The organism is Bartonella sp. AP58NXGY (assembly GCF_042195785.1).
Lineage (GTDB): Bacteria > Pseudomonadota > Alphaproteobacteria > Rhizobiales > Rhizobiaceae > Bartonella.
The window spans coordinates 1-17,480 of record NZ_JBHIOY010000004.1 but is presented as its reverse complement, the minus strand read 5'-3'; the positions used below and the strand labels follow the sequence as shown (position 1 = coordinate 17,480).

Genomic DNA, 17,480 nt, shown 5'->3' with positions numbered 1-17,480 from the left:
GATAACCAATAAATTCAAAATCAATAAAAAACGTATTTCAATTTAAATGTTATTTTTGATTTTTACGTTTTTGGCGCAATTGTTTCCACCATTCAAGACGTTTCACAATTTCACGTTCAAAACCACGCTCAACTGGTTTATAATAACTCTGACGCCCAAGTTTTTCAGGAAAGTACTCTTGCCCTGAAAAAGCATCTGGTGCATCATGATCATAACAATAACCATCTCCATACCCTTCCTCCTTCATAAATTTCGTAGGTGCATTAAGAATATGCTTAGGAGGCGGCAAAGAGCCATTTTTGCGAGCACAATACAATGCTGCTTTATACGCGAGATATGTTGCGTTTGACTTTGGCGCAGTTGCAACATAAAGACATGCCTGTGCCAAAGCCAGTTCTCCTTCCGGTGATCCTAAATAATCATAGGCGTCTTTTGCCGCATTACAAATGACAAGAGCTTGAGGATCTGCCAAACCAACATCTTCAACAGCCATACGAACCAATCTTCGCCCAATATAGAGAGGATCTTCACCAGCATCCAACATACGTGCTAAATAATAAAGCGCTGCATCAGGATCAGATCCACGAACAGATTTATGCAAAGCTGAAATGAGATTATAATGCCCATCTCGTCCTTTATCATAAATGGGCGCACGGCGCTGAATAACTTTTTGCAAAGCAACAACATCAAGAATTTCTCCCGATGGTGTAATAGACCAAACTTCCTCTGCCAATGTCAATGCTACCCGTGCATCACCATCAGACATTTCTATCAAAACGTCTCTAGCATCATTATCCAAGGGTAGACATTTTCCCTCCACTTCTTCAGCGCGCCTCAAAAGCATGTTCAAACTTTCATGATCATGGGGAAAAAATGTCAAAACGCGTGCCCGCGAAAGAAGAGCAGCATTAAGCTCAAAAGAAGGATTTTCGGTTGTTGCTCCTATAAGTACCACAGTACCTTCTTCCATAACAGGAAGAAAACTATCCTGCTGTGCACGATTAAACCGATGAATTTCATCAACAAACAAAAGAGTTTTATCTCCAGAGATAAAACGCCTCTGTGCACCTTCAAAAATCCTTTTAAGTTCAGAAACGCCTGTAAAAATAGCAGAAACTTGTTCAAACGCAAAATTTGTTTCAAGCGCTAACAAACGTGCAACGGTCGTTTTTCCCGTCCCTGGAGGCCCCCAAAAAATCATCGATCCAATTGAACCAGTTGCCGCCATACGTGAAAGCAAACCATCCTCTCCAATCAAATGCTTTTGTCCCACAACATCATTGAGAGAACAAGGGCGCATTCTTTCTGCAAGTGGCCGATTTTTATGAACTTGAAGATCAAACGACGAAGTAAAAAAATCTTTCTTCAAAAAAAAACCTCAACGAATAAATTGGCGAATATACATACCATCACGTTCATATTCCAATTGCCAAGTACGCGAACGAGCTTGCATAAGAATCTTTTTCAACTGATGAACTGTTTGAATTTTATGGCCATTGACCACACGTAGAATATCTCCTGACCGAAAAATTCCAGCAGCATTGCTCATTTCATCAAGATTGGTAATCACAACACCTTTTGCAGATATAGGAAGATTAAAACGTCGACTATTTTGCGGCGTTAAATCTAACACTTCAGCACCAGCAAGAGGATTTTCACCCGTAATTTTTTCAGATTTTAAAAATTCAGTTTCCGAAATCGATGAAAGCATTATTTGTGTTTTTAAAGTTTTTCCACTTCGTAAATATTCTAAATCAAGACTATGCCCAATGCCCGCAATCATCAAACGATACCCAAGACTATCTGGACTATCAACGCGCATCCCTTGCACACTCAAAATGACATCGCCCACTTTCAAACCAGCTTTTTCAGCAGGACTATCTTTGATAACTTCAACAATAAGAGCACCATAGGGACGTTCTAAACCTAACCCACCAGCAATATCAGGCGTAACATTTTGAAAAGATGCCCCAATATAAGGCGGCACAAAATATTTTCCACCGCGTTTAACAGTATCAAGCATCACTTTTACAAGATTAACTGGAATAGCAAAACCAATCCCTACAGAACCACCCGAACGCGAATAAATAGCCGTATTAATCCCGATTAACTCACCTTTCATATCAATTAAAGCGCCACCAGAATTCCCTGGATTAATGGCAGCGTCTGTTTGAATAAAAAAGTCAAAATCAGAAATCCCAACACGTGTACGCGCTTGCGCTGAAACAATTCCACTGGTAACCGTTTGACCAACACCAAAAGGATTACCAATAGCAAGAACAAGATCACCAACTTCAACAGCATCAGAATTTCCCAAAGGCAAAACGGGAAACTGAGCATCTTTTGCATCAACTTCAAGAACAGCAATATCAGTTGCTTCATCTTTGAGCACGATCTTGCTCTCAAACTCGCGCCCATCAGAAAAAGCCACTTTAATTTCGCTTGCATCTTTAATAACGTGGTAATTTGTAACAATCAAACCCCGTGCATCAACAATCACCCCTGATCCTAATGACGACTGCTTACGAACAGGAAAATTATTTTGAAAACGTCCAAAAAATTGCTCAAAAAATGGATCACCCTCAAAAGGTGATCGTGCTCTAATTTGTCGAGCTGCATAAATATTTACAACAGATGGAACTGTCTTTTTAACTAAAGGAGCAAATGAAAGAGTGATTTCTTTTTGTGTTTGAGGGATATGAGAATATGCATGATCAAACGATATCGGTATCATAATCGCCAAAAAAAGTCGCACCCAAAAAGAATACCTCATAATCTACTCCTTATAAAATCAGCACATTCTGTTGAAGATTAATAGAATTTAAAAAACACATCCCCGCAAATTAAGGCTCTCTTATTAATATTTCATAATAGAGAATAAAAACAACTTATTTGAATAATAAATATTATAAAAATCAGATAATTCAATATCCTATAATTTTCTCTCTGCATCTATTTTTCAAGTAAAATAACCTAAAAATGCTCACAAAAAAACCGCCCAAGACAAGGCGGCCTTTAAAAATTCAACAGAATAAAAAAAACTCTACGAAGAAGTTTCCTTTTCATTCTCAGAAGCTTCCATACGAGCACGATCCCCAGCTCCTTTCGCTTCGACATCACGATCAACAAATTCTATAACAGCCATGGGCGCATTATCACCGGTACGAAACCCTGCTTTCATAATACGTAAATACCCACCGTTGCGTGATGCATAACGTGGCGCAAGCGTATCAAATAATTTTGCAACCTTCCCTGCATCACGAAGTGCTGCAATTGCTTGTCGACGCGCATGCAAACCACCACGCTTACCAAGAGTAACGAGTTTTTCAACAATAGGACGAATTTCCTTAGCCTTTGGCAATGTTGTTACAATCTGCTCATGCTCGATCAACGAAGTTGCCATATTTGCAAACATCGCTTTACGGTGACTGGCAGTCCGATTCAACTTGCGGCCTGACTTACTATGGCGCATAAGCCCTCTCCTTAAATTCTAATTTTAATACTGATCTTCATAGCGTTTAGCAAGATCATCAATGTTTTCAGGCGGCCATGCAGGAATTTCCATTCCAAGATGTAACCCCATACATGCTAAGACTTCTTTAATTTCATTCAACGACTTGCGACCAAAATTTGGTGTCCGAAGCATTTCAGACTCCGTTTTTTGAATAAGATCACCAATATAAACAATATTATCATTCTTAAGACAATTTGCTGAACGAACTGAAAGTTCTAATTCATCCACTTTTTTGAGAAGTGCAGGATTAAAAGAAAGCTCAGAATCAGTCTCTTCAACAGCCTCCTTCTGTGGCTCTTCAAAGTTGATAAATAACGACAATTGATCTTGAAGAATACGTGCGGCAAAAGCAACAGCATCTTCTCCATTAACAGCACCATTTGTTTCAATCGTCAACGTTAATTTATCATAATCCAGAACTTGACCTTCACGCGTATTTTCTACCTTATAAGACACTTTACGAATTGGTGAATAGAGACTATCAATTGGAATAAGTCCTATGCGTGCATCATCAACACAATTACGATCAGATGGAACATAGCCTTTTCCTGTATTGACAATAAACTCCATACGAATTTCAGCATCTTCATCAAGAGTACAAATAACATGATCTGGATTTAGAATTTCCATATCTCCAACGGTATTGATATCTCCCGCTCTCACAACACCAGGACCCTCTTTATAAACAACGACACGCTTAGGCCCCTCTTCTTGCATACGAAGCGCAATCTCTTTGATATTCAAAATAATATCTGTAACATCTTCACGAACACCAGGAATTGACGAAAATTCATGTAAGACACCGTCAATCTGCACAGCAGTAATAGCCGCACCACGAAGCGAAGATAACAAAACACGACGAAGCGCATTTCCTAACGTTAAGCCAAAGCCCCGCTCAAGAGGTTCAGCAATCACGCTCGTAATATTTGGATTATCATGCGCACATGACTCAACCTTATTGGGTTTAATAAGTTCCTGCCAGTTTTTCTGGATCATATTTTTATTCCCGTTCTTTAGTTCCGTTACCATTCAATCGTAACGACCAATGTGAACATCAGAGAAATCTCCGACAACAAAAAAACAACACCCAATTAAACACGCCGTCTTTTTCGAGGACGACATCCATTATGAGGAATTGGTGTTACATCACGAATAGAAGTAATGACAAAACCAACAGATTGCAACGCACGTAGAGCAGATTCACGCCCTGAACCAGGACCACAAACTTCAACTTCCAAAGAACGCATACCATGCTCTTGCGCTTTTCTCGCACAATCTTCCGCAGCAACTTGAGCGGCAAAAGGTGTAGATTTACGGGCCCCTTTAAATCCCTGAGCACCAGCAGACGACCATGCAATCGCATTTCCCTGAGCATCAGTAATAGTAATCATTGTGTTATTAAATGTTGAATTAATATGTACAACACCCGATGAAATATTTTTACGTTCGCGACGACGAACACGTGTGGCTTCCTTGGCCATAATTTCCCTTTCAACGATCTCATCACTGCCGTAACATCAGCAGCTCCACCTTACTTTTCCTTGTCAAACAAATAGAACAAAAAAAGAATATATAAAAAACCTTATACAAATGCCCTTATTTCTTTTTACCGGCAATTGCTTTAGCAGGCCCCTTACGCGTACGAGCATTCGTATGCGTACGCTGTCCTCGGACAGGCAAAGACCGACGATGCCGCAATCCACGATAACAACCAAGGTCCATCAAACGCTTAACATTCATAGCCACTTCACGACGAAGATCACCTTCAACTTGATAGCCCTGATCTATCGCCTCACGAATCTGCAACACTTCGGCATCTGAAAGCTCATGCACACGACGCCCTATAGGAATGCCAACCCGTTCAATAATTTCCTGAGCAAATTTTGGTCCAATCCCGTGGATATATTGAAGTGCAATAATTACACGCTTATTTGTCGGGATATTGACTCCAGCAATACGAGCCACGTTCACTCTCCTTAGTTATGTTGACAAATTGGCATCAAATACCTGATGTACCTTACAAAAAAAATAGACTCAGAACAAAATTCTTCCGAATCCTCTTATTTCACTGAAATAAATTGAATTTGTTTGTGATAGATTTCATCTCAAAAGTCAACTCTTTTCATTTACTTCTAAAAAAAATCTTATGAAAGAAACCCTCTAATCATACGTGCCACTTCAGTAATACCAATCATTCCATCAACGACCTTTAACATTCCCCTCTCCGAATAAAATTTTGATAAGGGAGCTGTTTTTTCACGATATTCTACTAATCTTTTTGCAAAAACAACAGGATTGTCATCTAAACGAACCTGTCCACCAGCCGCTATTGTTTCCTGAACACGCATCTTCATACGTTCAATCAACACTTCTTCATCAACACACAACTCAATAACAGCATCAAGCTGCATATTTTTTAACTCTAGTATCTGTTGTAACGCTTCTGCCTGCTGCACAGTTCGTGGATACCCATCCAAAACAAAACCATTTATACAATCAGTTTCATCAATCCGATCTGATACGATTTGATTAACAATGCTATCAGGAACTAAAGCACCAGAGCTTATAATACTCTTAGTTTTTTTACCAATTTCCGTTTCTTTAGTAATAACCTCACGCAACATATCCCCTGTTGATAAATGAGGAATGTTATATTCCTCAGTCAACATTTTAGCTTGCGTCCCTTTCCCCGCTCCAGGAGGACCTAAAAGAATAACCCTCATCGATTCCTTCTACCTCCACGAAGTTTTGATTTTTTTATCAACCCTTCATATTGGTGAGCAACAAGGTATCCCTGAATTTGAGCAACTGTATCAAGTGTGACAGTAACAACAATCAACAAGGACGTCCCCCCAAGATAAAAAGGAACCTGTAATGCAGATATCATAAATTCAGGCAACAAACAAACCAAGATGATATAAAGAGCCCCCACAACAGTAATACGTGTCAAAACGTAATCAATATATTGGGCTGTGCGTTCACCTGGACGAATCCCTGGAATAAAACCAGAATGTTTTTTCAACTGATCTGCAGTATCACTTGGATTAAACACTATCGCCGTATAAAAAAAGCAGAAAAACGCCATTAAAAATGCATAAACGATCATATAAAGTGGCTGTCCATGACCAAGAGAATAAGAAATAGCCTGAACCCATTGTGGCATTTTATCAGAAAAGTTATTAATAGTGGCTGGTAATAACAATAAAGATGAAGCGAAAATAGGTGGAATAACACCAGCAGTATTCAACTTTAAAGGAAGATGCGACATATCGCCTTGAAACATTTGATTACCAACCTGACGCTTCGGGTACTGAATAAGAATTCGCCGTTGCGCACGCTCTATAAAAACAATAAGTCCGATAACCAAAACAGCAATAAGGACGATTCCTATTAAAAGAAAAGTTGATAAATCAGCTTGGCTATGAGCTGTCAAAAGCTGAGCAAAAGTAGAAGGAAAGTTAGCTACAATTCCTGTAAAAATGATGAGAGAAACCCCGTTACCAACACCGCGTGACGTAATTTGCTCGCCAAGCCACATGAGAAACATTGTCCCACCAACAAGTGTAATAACAGAAGAGATACGAAACATCAGACCTGGTTCTAAAACAATTTGAAGCCCTGTCCCTATACCACTTTCAAGCGCAACCGCGATACCGAAAGCTTGTAGAATTGCCAATACAACTGTTACATAACGCGTATACTGATTAATAATCTTACGACCTAATTCCCCTTCTTTTTTAAGAGTCTCCAAAGAAGGAATAATAGATGTTAACAACTGTACAATAATAGATGCTGAGATATAAGGCATGATACCCAGCGCAAAAATCGCCATACGCCCAACAGCACCCCCTGCAAACATATTAAAGAGTCCTAATACACCTGATGCATGATGTTCAAAGGTTTGCCGTAAAGCATCAATATTAATACCTGGAAGAGAGATATAAGTGCCAAAACGATAGACAAGAAGTGCCGCCAGAGTAAACCAGATGCGTTTCTTTAATTCAGTTGCACGCGAAAAGGTACCGAAGTTTATATTGGAAGCAAATTGCTCTGCTGCTGATGCCATAAAACGTCTCCACTTCACACTCCAGTTCTTTAAATCACAGAAGTATAACCCTAAAACTCATATCTTTATACAAGAATAAATGCGGAACTTAAAAAATTTCACACAAAATATTTTGCAGAATATATATAACCCTTCTTCAGATCTCTACTCATATCAAAAAATTATTGAACAACATCAGGAAAAATAATCTGACCACCCACTTTTTCAACTTTAACACGAGTAGCTTCTGAAGCTCCAGAAACATGAAAGATAATCTTAGCTTTCAAATCACCATCAGAAAGAAGACGAACCCCATCCTTTTTACGACGAATAATACCAGCCTCTTTCAAAGCAATCATATCAACAGGCTTTTCAATATCCAACTTTCCTGCATCAACGGCTGACTGAATACGTCCCAAAGAAACTTCATTATAGGTTTTGGCGAAGAAATTCTTAAATCCACGTTTCGGTAAACGACGATAGATAGGCATTTGCCCACCTTCAAAACCATTAAGGGAAACACCAGAACGTGACCTTTGTCCTTTGACACCGCGACCACCAGTCTTACCAATACCCGAGCCAATACCTCGTCCAACACGCTTACGATTTTTTGTTGCGCCTTCGCAATCACGCAGTTCATTGAGTTTCATATCTAATACTCCTGCAACCCTTAATCTTCATCTATAACGCGAACAAGATGCCGAACCTGAGCAATCATACCCCGTACACAAAGTGTATCTTCTAAAACACGCCGCCGACGCATCTTATTTAATCCAAGCCCTTTTAAGGTTGCACGCTGAATCTGTGATTTTCGAATAGGGCTTCCAATTTGCTCTACCATCACAGTTTTACCACTCTGAGATTTTTTTTGAACCATTTCCTAATTCCTTTTCTGATAATCTCAGAAACTACCCTTCTACATCAACTAAATGGCGACGACGCGCCTGCAAAGTTGAGTATTTTATACCACGCTGAGCAGCAATATCTCGAGGATGCATTTGATGTTTCAATGCATCAAATGTTGCACGAACCATGTTATAAGGGTTCGAAGATCCTAATGATTTTGCAACAACATCCTGCATACCAAGAGCTTCAAAAATAGCCCGCATCGGCCCCCCAGCAATAATCCCAGTACCCGCAGAAGCTGAACGCAATAAAACACGCCCCGCTCCGTGACGACCTTCAAGATCATGATGCAATGTGCGTCCAGACCGAAGCGGAACATAAATCATCCCACGCTTTGCAGATTCCGTTGCTTTACGAACAGCTTCCGGAACTTCACGAGCTTTACCATGACCAAAACCCACACGCCCTTTTTGATCTCCAACAACAACAAGAGCAGCAAAACCAAAACGCCGTCCACCCTTTACAACTTTAGCAACACGATTAATATGAACGAGCCTATCGACAAACTCATTATCGCGTTCTTCTCTTTCACTACGTTCTTTTTGTGCCATTCCTCATTCCTTTTTCTTTTCCGGAAGCACGATAATAAAGCTCCTCATCAAACTAGAAGAACCTAAACGAAATACTCTAAACTCTCCTTACGCATTCATAAAGAGGAAATTTTAGAAATTCAAACCACCTTCACGAGCAGCTTCAGCCAAAGCCTTGACACGACCGTGATACACATAGGCTCCACGATCAAAAACCACGTCGCTCACACCAACTTGCTTCGCACGTTCAGCAATTAACTTACCAACAGCAAAGGCAGCTTCTTTATCAGCACCACTCTTTAACGACTTCTTTAAATCACTTTCAAGAGTAGAAGCTGAAACAAGTGTACATCCCCGTAAATCATCGATAACTTGAGCATAGATATTCTGATTTGAACGATAAATACTAAGTCGAGGACGATTATGAGAAACCATTTTGATCCTACGACGAACACGTCTTGCACGACGCCGGATAATGTCCTTAGATGAAACCATAATACAAAATCCTTATTTCTTTTTACCTTCTTTACGGAAGATATGTTCATCTGCATGTTTAACGCCTTTACCCTTATAAGGCTCAGGTCTACGATACTCGCGAATCTCTGCTGCGACTTGTCCAACTTGCTGTTTATTAATTCCAGAAATAACAATCTCCGTGGGTTTAGGAACAGTTACAGTAACACCTGATGGAACTTTATAAACCACATCATGTGAAAAACCTAAAGATAGTTGAACATCCTTACCCTGCAAAGCAGCACGATAACCAACCCCATTGATTTCCAACCTCTTTTCAAAACCATCTTTTACACCACAAAAAATGTTTTCAATCATTGAGCGCGACATACCCCATTTAGAGCGCGCATCTTTTGATTGATCCCGCGGCGCAACTGATATAACATTTTCCTCAAGTTTGACTAAGACTTCATCATTAACGACGTAACTGAGTTCACCTTTTGGACCTTTTGCCTTAACCAGCTGACCTTCAACAGTAGCAGTAACTCCAGAAGGAATTGAAATGGGTTTCTTTCCAATACGAGACATTGTTCTAACCTAATTTTTCTTCCGTTTTCTTGACATAACTTAGAAAACACGACAAAGGAGTTCTCCACCAACATTCTGTTCACGCGCTTCATGATCCGCCATAACGCCTTTAGGAGTCGATAAAATCGAAATACCTAAACCATTTGCCACCTGCGGAAGTGACTTAGCAGAAACATACACACGACGCCCTGGCTTTGACACACGTGAAATCTCACGAATAGCAGCCAGCCCTTCAAAATACTTCAACTCGATTTCAATTTCAGCTTTTCCATCACCTAAATCAACGCGATTATATCCCCGAATATAACCTTCTGACTGCAAAACATCAAGAACGTGTGCACGAAGCTTCGAAGCTGGAGTAACCACTTTGCCTTTTTTACGACCAAGTGCATTACGAATACGTGTTAACATATCACCAAGAGGATCTGACATAGACATTGAATAATCTCCTCTTACCAACTAGACTTTACAATACCAGGGATATGGCCCACAGAGCCAAGTTCACGCAATGCAATTCGCGACATTTTTAACTTACGGTAATAAGCCCGTGGACGACCTGAAACCTCACAGCGATTACGAACACGAACTTTTGCAGAATTACGTGGCAATTCTGCTAATTGAACGGAAGCTTTAAAGCGTTCCTCAAGAGAAAGCTTCTGATCCATCACTATTGCTTTCAAACGTGCACGACGTGCAGCATAACGCTTCACCATCACCTCACGACGTTTATTTTTTTCAACGGCACTTACTTTGGCCATAATTTCACCTCGCTACGTTTGCCGTTACGAACGAAAAGGAAAATTAAAAGCACGCAATAGTTCACGAGCTTCATCATCCGTTTTTGCTGTCGTACAAACGATAATATCCATGCCCCAAATTTGATCAACTTTATCATAGTTAATTTCTGGAAACACAATGTGTTCTTTAATACCCATAGCAAAATTGCCACGACCATCAAAGCTTTTTGGATTTAAACCACGAAAGTCACGAACCCGCGGAAGAGCAATCGTAACAAGACGATCTAAAAACTCAAACATACGATCTTTACGCAATGTAACTTTAGCCCCAAGAGGCATTCCTTCACGAACCTTAAAGGTTGCAATAGAATTACGTGCACGCGTAATAACAGCCTTCTGACCTGTTATAAGCCCTAAATCCTCAGCAGCAAGGGAAGGCTTTTTCGAATCAGCAGTCGCTTCACCTATCCCCATATTTATCACAATTTTATCAATCCGCGGAATTTGCATCGCATTTTTGTAATTAAACTTTTCTTGAAGTGTTTTACGGATCACTTCAAAATAATGCGCTTTCATACGCGGTATTTGTCTTTCCTCAGCCATTAATCAACTCTCCCGAACGCTTGGCAAAACGCACTTTATTACCATCTGCATTCATACGAAAGCCTACACGTGTAGGCTTACCATCTTTAGGATCAGCAATCGCCAAATTAGACAGATGAATTGGAGCTTCCTTAGAAATAATTCCAGCTTCTTGCTTCTGCGTTTGACGTTGATGACGTTTAATCATATTAACCCCACGAACAAAAGCCTTATTATCTTTCGGATTAACCTTAATTACTTCACCACTACACCCTTTATCCTTACCGGATAAAACAACAACTCTATCACCTTTTCGAATCTTCTGCATAACATCTACTCCTTACAGCACTTCAGGAGCGAGAGAGATGATCTTCATATGATTCCTACCACGCAATTCACGAGGAACAGGTCCAAAGATACGCGTACCAATCGGCTCTTTTTTATTATCTACTAAAACCGCAGCATTACTATCAAAACGAATGACACTACCATCTGCACGACGAATATCCTTAGCAGTACGAACCACAACAGCTTTCATAACATCACCCTTTTTAACACGGCCACGAGGAATAGCATCCTTAACCGAAACAACAATAATGTCACCGACCGAAGCATATTTTCGCTTTGAACCGCCTAACACCTTGATGCACATGACACGACGAGCACCAGAATTATCAGCAACGTCGAGGTTTGTTTGCATCTGAATCATGACTGGCCACCTTCTCTTAACATATACATCCGATTGTATCTTTTACATACTCGGATTTGCCTGCCAAATAACGATAAAGCTATCGTCCTCAAATTTATTAACGAAAAACCACTATTAAATTCTAAAACAATAAACTTACTAATTACGCTACATTGTCCTTTAAAACAATCCAACATTTATCTTTCGAAATTGGTTTAGATTCTTGAATAGAAACTTGATCCCCAATCCTGAATTGGTTGTTTTCGTCATGCGCTTTATAATTTTTAGACTGCCGAACAGTCTTCTTAAGAAGCGGATGAGAATAACGACGCTCAACTTTAACAACGACAGTTTTATCGCTTTTGTCGCTAATAACAACACCCTGCAAAACGCGTTTAGGCATCTCTTATTTTCCTTAAACCTTACTTTCACTTATCTTTTGACGAAGAAAAGTTTTAACACGCGCAATATCACGACGAACTTGTTTAACGCGCGCAGTCTTTTCTAATTGTCCAGTTGCTTTTTGAAAGCGCAAATTAAATTGCTCTTTTTTCAACTTAGCCAATTCATCTTTCATTTGGTCGAGCGTTTGCGCCCGTAATTCTGTGGCTCTCATCGCTTAACCTCTTTATTCAGCAATACGCTGGATGAAACGCGTCTTTATAGGTAACTTTGCAGCACCCAACCTCAGCGCTTCACGTGCAATATCTTCAGGAACGCCATCAAGTTCAAACATGATACGTCCAGGAGCAACACGCGCAGCCCAATAATCAACACTTCCCTTACCTTTACCCATACGAACTTCAGTCGGTTTAGATGTAACTGGAAGATCTGGAAAAATGCGAATCCACACACGACCAGAACGTTTCATATAACGTGTAATTGCACGACGCGCCGCTTCAATTTGACGAGCAGTAACCCGCTCCGGCTCAACCGCCTTCAAACCGTAGGCACCGAAATTCAAATCCGTACCACCCTTCGCAACACCGTGAATACGGCCCTTGAACTGTTTACGGAACTTTGTGCGCTTTGGCTGCAACATTGTTCTCTACTCCAAATTTAGTTCAATCTCAAAAACTAAGCACTTTCGCGGCGACGATTCGATGAAGAACCAGATTGATCAACTTCCGTAGCACGACGCTCTGAAGCCATCGGATCATGTTCAAGAATCTCACCCTTAAAGACCCAAACTTTAATACCACAAATACCATAGGCAGTCTTAGCTTCTGCTGTACCGTAATCAACATCAGAACGCAAGGTATGAAGTGGAACACGACCTTCACGATACCATTCCATACGAGCAATTTCAGCACCACCAAGACGGCCAGAACAATTGATACGAATACCTTCCGCACCAAGACGCATAGCAGACTGAACAGCACGCTTCATTGCACGACGAAAAGCAACACGACGCTCTAACTGTTGAGCAATTGATTGTGCAATAATTGTAGCATCAATCTCCGGTTTACGAATCTCCACAATATTCAATGAAGTTTCAGCATTGGTCATCTCTGAAAGCTTACGACGAAGCTTTTCGATATCAGCACCTTTTTTACCAATAATCAAACCAGGACGTGCAGAATGAATCGTAACGCGACACTTTTTATGAGGACGCTCAATAACAACCTTAGAAATGGCCGCCTGTTTAAGTTCCTCAAGCACATACGAACGAATTTTCAAATCTTCATGAAGAAGACGTCCATATTCACCACTATCAGCGTACCAACGAGAATCCCAAGTCCGATTAACACCAAGACGAAGCCCTATTGGATTGATCTTCTGACCCATTACGCGGCCTCCACTTTTTCGGTAACTTCACGAACAATAACAGTAAGATGTGAAAATGGACGCTCAATTCTACTCGCACGCCCTCGACCACGAACATGAAAACGTTTCATCACTATCGACTTACCAACATAAGCCTCTGCAACAACAAGCGAATCAATATCAAGATCGTGGTTATTCTCTGCATTTGCAATTGCTGATTCAAGCGTTTTTTTCACAGTACCAGCAATACGTTTGCGTGAAAACATCAAATCAGCGAGCGCCACATTAACTCTTTTACCACGAATCATCGCAGCAACTAAATTAAGCTTTTGCGGACTAACACGAATCGTCCGTGTAACAGCTTTTGCTTCATTATCTTTAAGCTGGCGCGGAACCTTAGCTTTTCCCATTCCTACTTCCTCTTCGCTTTTTTATCGGCACCATGACCATAATAAGTCCGGGTAGGAGCAAACTCACCAAACTTATGTCCAACCATCTCTTCAGAAACAGAAACAGGAATATGCTTATTACCGTTGTAAACACCAAAAGTTAAACCAACAAACTGCGGCAAAATAGTAGAGCGACGACTCCATATTTTTATAACTTCATTGCGCCCACTTGCACGTACCTTCTCTGCTTTACCAAGAAGATAGCCGTCAACAAACGGACCTTTCCACACTGAACGAACCACTTCAGACTACCTTTCTCATTTCTTGCGCTGATGACGCGTACGCATAATAAACTTATCAGTGGATTTATTGGAGCGCGTACGCTTACCTTTTGTAGGCTTACCCCAAGGAGACACTGGATGACGCCCCCCCGATGTACGACCTTCACCACCACCGTGCGGATGATCAACAGGATTCATAGCAACACCACGAACATGTGGACGCTTACCACGCCAACGTGATCGACCCGCCTTACCATCATTAATATTCCCATGATCAGGATTTGAAACAGCCCCAACAGTTGCAAAACAGCTGCTAGGAACCAACCGCTGTTCACCAGAATTTAAACGAAGAATAGCCATACCATGATCTCGTCCAACCAACTGCGCATAAGTACCTGCTGAACGTGCAATCTGCCCCCCTTTTCCTGGCTTCATTTCAACATTATGAATAATCGTACCTACCGGCATATTCCCAAGGGGCATAGCATTCCCTGGTTTAACATCAACATTTAAACCAGAGACAACAGAATCACCAACACCCAGACGCTGTGGCGCAAGGATATAACTCAATTGCCCATCCTCATAGCGAATTAAAGCGATAAAAGCAGTACGATTAGGATCATACTCTAAACGCTCAACTTTTGCCGAAACATCACGTTTAAGACGTTTAAAGTCAACAAACCGATAACTCCGTTTATGCCCACCACCTTGAAAACGAGCAGTAACACGACCGCGATTATTACGACCACCCTTTGAAGACAAACCTTCAGTTAATATCTTTACAGGTTTTCCCTTATAAAGATAAGAGCGTTCTACAATAACAAGCTGACGCTGCCCAGGTGTCGTTGGATTAAATTGCTTAAGTGCCATTATTCCTATCTCCGAGCCTCTTTAAAGACCTGTCGAAACGTCGATAGTCTGACCACTGGCCAGAGTTACGATCGCTTTTTTGACATCACTCTGCCGACCAACAATACCTTTGAAACGCTTCACTTTACCCTTACGGACTACCGTGTTAACTGCTTTAACTTTTACGCTAAAAAGCGCTTCAACAGCAGCTTTAATCTCAGGCTTCGTCGCTTTCGGCGCGACATTAAAGGCAACTTGATTATATTCAGAAATCATAGTCGACTTTTCAGTAATAACTGGACTAATAATTATATCATAATGGCGAAGATCTGTCATTTAAAACGCTCCTCAAGAGCCTCAACAGCTGCCTTTGATAAAACAAGTTTGCTGCGACGCAAAATATCATAAACATTAATTCCCTGAATAGGTAAAATATCAATATTAGGAATATTAGACGCTGCACGAAAAAACTTAATATCAATCTCTTTACCATCAATCAAGAGAGCGTTATTAAATCCAAGCTTAGAAAAATGAGAAACAAGCATTTTCGTTTTAGCATCCTTAACACTCAATTCATCTACAATAATTAAATCTTTTGCTTTTAATTTTGCAGATAAAGCAAGACGCAATCCAAGAGCACGAATCTTTTTAGGAAGATCATGCGCATGGTTACGAACCACTGGCCCATGCGCCTTCCCACCACCTCTAAACTGTGGCGCACGTGCAGATGAATGTCGAGCGCGACCAGTTCCTTTTTGTTTAAACATCTTTGCCCCTGTTCGCGATACATCAGAACGTCCTTGGGATTGATGAGTCCCCTGCTGACGACGTGCAAGCTGCCAACGAACAACACGTTGTAAAATATCCTCACGCGGAACAAGATCAAAAATAGCTTCAGAAACCTTTAATTTGCCAGCTTCTTTACCATCAAGAGTTTTAATTACAAGATCCATTATTAGGCTCCCTCAACTTCAGAGGCTGCAGCTACCGGAGTAGTCATTTCCGCTTTCTCCTTCACAAGACGGCGGACACCAGCAGGTTTTGGAGCATTATCAGGAAGAGGTTTCTTCACAGCATCCCGCACCAAAATCCAAGAGCCTTTAGAACCAGAAACAGCTCCACGCACTAAAATTAAACCACGCTCAATATCAGTGGAAACAACTTCAATATTCTGTGTTGTTACACGCACTTGCCCCATATGGCCAGCCATTTTCTTACCTTTAAAAACTTTACCAGGATCTTGGCACTGCCCCGTAGAACCATGAGCACGATGGGTGATCGAATTACCATGGGAAGCACGGTGTCCACCAAAATTATGCCGTTTCATAACACCAGCAAACCCCTTACCAATACTGGTCCCCGTCACATCGACTCTTTGTCCTGGAACAAAGTGTTCCACTGTAATTTCGGTACCGATATCAAGAAGATTATCGGGACTAACACGAAACTCTGCTATTTTGGCTTTAGGCTCAACAGAAGCCTTAGCAAAATGTCCACGAAGAGCTTGCGAAGTATTTTTAACCTTGGCAAAGCCTACACCTAATTGAACAGCAGTATAACCATTCTTTTCAACTGTACGCTGAGCAACGACTTGACAATTCTCCAAACGAAGCACTGTCACCGGCACATGCTCGCCGGCATCATTATAAATACGGGTCATGCCCAGCTTCTGTGCTATTACACCTGAACGCATCGGGTCTGTTCCTTCTGTCCTCAAACCTCAGAGCTTAATTTCTACATCCACACCAGCAGAAAGATCCAACTTCATAAGCGCATCCACTGTTTGCGGCGTTGGATCAACAATATCAAGAAGACGCTTATGTGTACGCATTTCAAACTGCTCACGGCTCTTCTTATCGATATGCGGTCCACGATTGACCGTAAACTTCTCAATCCGCGTAGGAAGCGGAATGGGACCACGGACATTTGCACCGGTACGTTTAGCAGTCGATACAATCTCACGCGTCGACGTATCAAGAATTCTATGATCAAACGCTTTTAGGCGAATGCGGATATTTTGACTGTTCATGCTCTTTATTTCCCTGTTATACAAAGCACCTCAAATAATCAAGGTGCTCAACAAGCATTATTTATTCAATGATCTTAGAGACGATACCGGCACCAACAGTACGACCACCTTCACGAATAGCA

The 17,480-nt window shown here is 41.0% G+C and carries 29 protein-coding genes; all 29 read right to left on the bottom strand.

Features of this window, described 5'->3' with window-relative positions; translation table 11 throughout:
- Positions 1 to 49: 49 nt before the first annotated feature.
- The 29 genes from ACFINC_RS03885 to rpsJ all read right to left on the bottom strand — a co-directional run bounded on the left by ACFINC_RS03885 (position 50) and on the right by rpsJ (position 17,358).
- Positions 50 to 1,369 carry a replication-associated recombination protein A gene (locus tag ACFINC_RS03885; RefSeq protein ID WP_375616186.1) on the bottom strand — a complete coding sequence of 440 codons (1,320 nt, stop codon included), beginning with the start codon at positions 1,367 to 1,369 and terminating at the stop codon, positions 50 to 52.
- Positions 1,370 to 1,378: 9 nt separating this feature from the next.
- Complete coding sequence (locus ACFINC_RS03880; protein WP_375616185.1) at positions 1,379 to 2,773, bottom strand: DegQ family serine endoprotease; 1,395 nt, start codon at positions 2,771 to 2,773, stop codon at positions 1,379 to 1,381.
- Positions 2,774 to 3,043: 270 nt separating this feature from the next.
- A complete protein-coding gene (rplQ, locus tag ACFINC_RS03875) occupies positions 3,044 to 3,472 on the bottom strand; it encodes a 50S ribosomal protein L17 (protein ID WP_375616184.1) in 429 nt (142 codons plus the stop codon).
- Between the two features lie 24 nt (positions 3,473 to 3,496).
- Complete coding sequence (locus ACFINC_RS03870; protein WP_375608627.1) at positions 3,497 to 4,510, bottom strand: DNA-directed RNA polymerase subunit alpha; 1,014 nt, start codon at positions 4,508 to 4,510, stop codon at positions 3,497 to 3,499.
- 95 nt (positions 4,511 to 4,605) lie between these two features.
- Positions 4,606 to 4,995: a 30S ribosomal protein S11 gene (gene rpsK, locus ACFINC_RS03865; RefSeq protein ID WP_007347762.1), complete on the bottom strand. Its 390-nt coding sequence runs from the start codon at positions 4,993 to 4,995 to the stop codon at positions 4,606 to 4,608.
- Positions 4,996 to 5,110: 115 nt separating this feature from the next.
- Positions 5,111 to 5,479, bottom strand: a complete 369-nt coding sequence (gene rpsM / locus ACFINC_RS03860; RefSeq protein WP_375608626.1) for a 30S ribosomal protein S13 — start codon at positions 5,477 to 5,479, stop codon at positions 5,111 to 5,113.
- A gap of 179 nt (positions 5,480 to 5,658) precedes the next feature.
- Positions 5,659 to 6,237: an adenylate kinase gene (locus tag ACFINC_RS03855; RefSeq protein ID WP_375616183.1), complete on the bottom strand. Its 579-nt coding sequence runs from the start codon at positions 6,235 to 6,237 to the stop codon at positions 5,659 to 5,661.
- Positions 6,234 to 7,580: a preprotein translocase subunit SecY gene (secY, locus tag ACFINC_RS03850; protein ID WP_375616293.1), complete on the bottom strand. Its 1,347-nt coding sequence runs from the start codon at positions 7,578 to 7,580 to the stop codon at positions 6,234 to 6,236. The genes ACFINC_RS03855 and secY overlap by 4 nt, the downstream gene beginning before the upstream one ends.
- Positions 7,581 to 7,741: 161 nt before the next feature.
- Positions 7,742 to 8,209, bottom strand: coding sequence for a 50S ribosomal protein L15 (gene rplO / locus ACFINC_RS03845; protein WP_375606708.1), 468 nt, complete (start codon positions 8,207 to 8,209; stop codon positions 7,742 to 7,744).
- A 20-nt stretch (positions 8,210 to 8,229) separates the two neighbouring features.
- Positions 8,230 to 8,436 carry a 50S ribosomal protein L30 gene (gene rpmD, locus ACFINC_RS03840; RefSeq protein WP_375606709.1) on the bottom strand — a complete coding sequence of 69 codons (207 nt, stop codon included), beginning with the start codon at positions 8,434 to 8,436 and terminating at the stop codon, positions 8,230 to 8,232.
- A gap of 31 nt (positions 8,437 to 8,467) precedes the next feature.
- Entirely contained in the window at positions 8,468 to 9,016 is a 549-nt protein-coding gene (rpsE, locus tag ACFINC_RS03835; RefSeq protein ID WP_375608624.1) for a 30S ribosomal protein S5, read from the bottom strand.
- Positions 9,017 to 9,127: 111 nt separating this feature from the next.
- Positions 9,128 to 9,490, bottom strand: coding sequence for a 50S ribosomal protein L18 (gene rplR, locus ACFINC_RS03830; protein ID WP_375608623.1), 363 nt, complete (start codon positions 9,488 to 9,490; stop codon positions 9,128 to 9,130).
- A gap of 12 nt (positions 9,491 to 9,502) precedes the next feature.
- On the bottom strand, positions 9,503 to 10,036 hold the full coding sequence (rplF, locus tag ACFINC_RS03825; protein WP_375616182.1) for a 50S ribosomal protein L6: 534 nt from the start codon (positions 10,034 to 10,036) through the stop codon (positions 9,503 to 9,505).
- Between the two features lie 39 nt (positions 10,037 to 10,075).
- Positions 10,076 to 10,474 (bottom strand): 30S ribosomal protein S8, encoded by a 399-nt coding sequence (rpsH, locus tag ACFINC_RS03820; RefSeq protein ID WP_375606711.1) that lies wholly within the window; start codon positions 10,472 to 10,474, stop codon positions 10,076 to 10,078.
- A 14-nt stretch (positions 10,475 to 10,488) separates the two neighbouring features.
- A complete protein-coding gene (gene rpsN / locus ACFINC_RS03815) occupies positions 10,489 to 10,794 on the bottom strand; it encodes a 30S ribosomal protein S14 (protein WP_375616181.1) in 306 nt (101 codons plus the stop codon).
- 24 nt (positions 10,795 to 10,818) lie between these two features.
- Positions 10,819 to 11,376, bottom strand: a complete 558-nt coding sequence (gene rplE / locus ACFINC_RS03810; RefSeq protein ID WP_375606713.1) for a 50S ribosomal protein L5 — start codon at positions 11,374 to 11,376, stop codon at positions 10,819 to 10,821.
- Positions 11,369 to 11,683 carry a 50S ribosomal protein L24 gene (rplX, locus tag ACFINC_RS03805; protein WP_375616180.1) on the bottom strand — a complete coding sequence of 105 codons (315 nt, stop codon included), beginning with the start codon at positions 11,681 to 11,683 and terminating at the stop codon, positions 11,369 to 11,371. The genes rplE and rplX overlap by 8 nt, the downstream gene beginning before the upstream one ends.
- A 12-nt stretch (positions 11,684 to 11,695) precedes the next feature.
- On the bottom strand, positions 11,696 to 12,064 hold the full coding sequence (gene rplN, locus ACFINC_RS03800) for a 50S ribosomal protein L14 (RefSeq protein WP_004855715.1): 369 nt from the start codon (positions 12,062 to 12,064) through the stop codon (positions 11,696 to 11,698).
- A gap of 142 nt (positions 12,065 to 12,206) precedes the next feature.
- The gene (gene rpsQ / locus ACFINC_RS03795; RefSeq protein ID WP_375616179.1) at positions 12,207 to 12,446 is read right to left on the bottom strand and encodes a 30S ribosomal protein S17; all 240 of its coding nucleotides are present in this window, start codon (positions 12,444 to 12,446) and stop codon (positions 12,207 to 12,209) included.
- A gap of 12 nt (positions 12,447 to 12,458) precedes the next feature.
- Positions 12,459 to 12,659, bottom strand: coding sequence for a 50S ribosomal protein L29 (rpmC, locus tag ACFINC_RS03790; RefSeq protein ID WP_375616178.1), 201 nt, complete (start codon positions 12,657 to 12,659; stop codon positions 12,459 to 12,461).
- A gap of 12 nt (positions 12,660 to 12,671) precedes the next feature.
- Positions 12,672 to 13,085 carry a 50S ribosomal protein L16 gene (rplP, locus tag ACFINC_RS03785; protein WP_375616177.1) on the bottom strand — a complete coding sequence of 138 codons (414 nt, stop codon included), beginning with the start codon at positions 13,083 to 13,085 and terminating at the stop codon, positions 12,672 to 12,674.
- A 35-nt stretch (positions 13,086 to 13,120) separates the two neighbouring features.
- Complete coding sequence (gene rpsC, locus ACFINC_RS03780; protein WP_375616176.1) at positions 13,121 to 13,831, bottom strand: 30S ribosomal protein S3; 711 nt, start codon at positions 13,829 to 13,831, stop codon at positions 13,121 to 13,123.
- Positions 13,831 to 14,220 (bottom strand): 50S ribosomal protein L22, encoded by a 390-nt coding sequence (gene rplV / locus ACFINC_RS03775; RefSeq protein ID WP_375616175.1) that lies wholly within the window; start codon positions 14,218 to 14,220, stop codon positions 13,831 to 13,833. Before rplV ends, rpsC begins: the two co-directional genes overlap by 1 nt.
- Positions 14,221 to 14,222: 2 nt before the next feature.
- On the bottom strand, positions 14,223 to 14,501 hold the full coding sequence (gene rpsS, locus ACFINC_RS03770; RefSeq protein ID WP_004855734.1) for a 30S ribosomal protein S19: 279 nt from the start codon (positions 14,499 to 14,501) through the stop codon (positions 14,223 to 14,225).
- 15 nt (positions 14,502 to 14,516) lie between these two features.
- On the bottom strand, positions 14,517 to 15,350 hold the full coding sequence (rplB, locus tag ACFINC_RS03765; RefSeq protein WP_375616174.1) for a 50S ribosomal protein L2: 834 nt from the start codon (positions 15,348 to 15,350) through the stop codon (positions 14,517 to 14,519).
- A 21-nt stretch (positions 15,351 to 15,371) separates the two neighbouring features.
- Complete coding sequence (locus tag ACFINC_RS03760) at positions 15,372 to 15,665, bottom strand: 50S ribosomal protein L23 (protein ID WP_375616173.1); 294 nt, start codon at positions 15,663 to 15,665, stop codon at positions 15,372 to 15,374.
- Positions 15,662 to 16,282 (bottom strand): 50S ribosomal protein L4, encoded by a 621-nt coding sequence (rplD, locus tag ACFINC_RS03755; RefSeq protein ID WP_375616172.1) that lies wholly within the window; start codon positions 16,280 to 16,282, stop codon positions 15,662 to 15,664. Before rplD ends, ACFINC_RS03760 begins: the two co-directional genes overlap by 4 nt.
- 2 nt (positions 16,283 to 16,284) lie before the next feature.
- Entirely contained in the window at positions 16,285 to 17,022 is a 738-nt protein-coding gene (gene rplC / locus ACFINC_RS03750) for a 50S ribosomal protein L3 (RefSeq protein ID WP_375616171.1), read from the bottom strand.
- Positions 17,023 to 17,049: 27 nt separating this feature from the next.
- A complete protein-coding gene (rpsJ, locus tag ACFINC_RS03745; RefSeq protein WP_005773267.1) occupies positions 17,050 to 17,358 on the bottom strand; it encodes a 30S ribosomal protein S10 in 309 nt (102 codons plus the stop codon).
- Positions 17,359 to 17,480 lie beyond the last annotated feature (122 nt).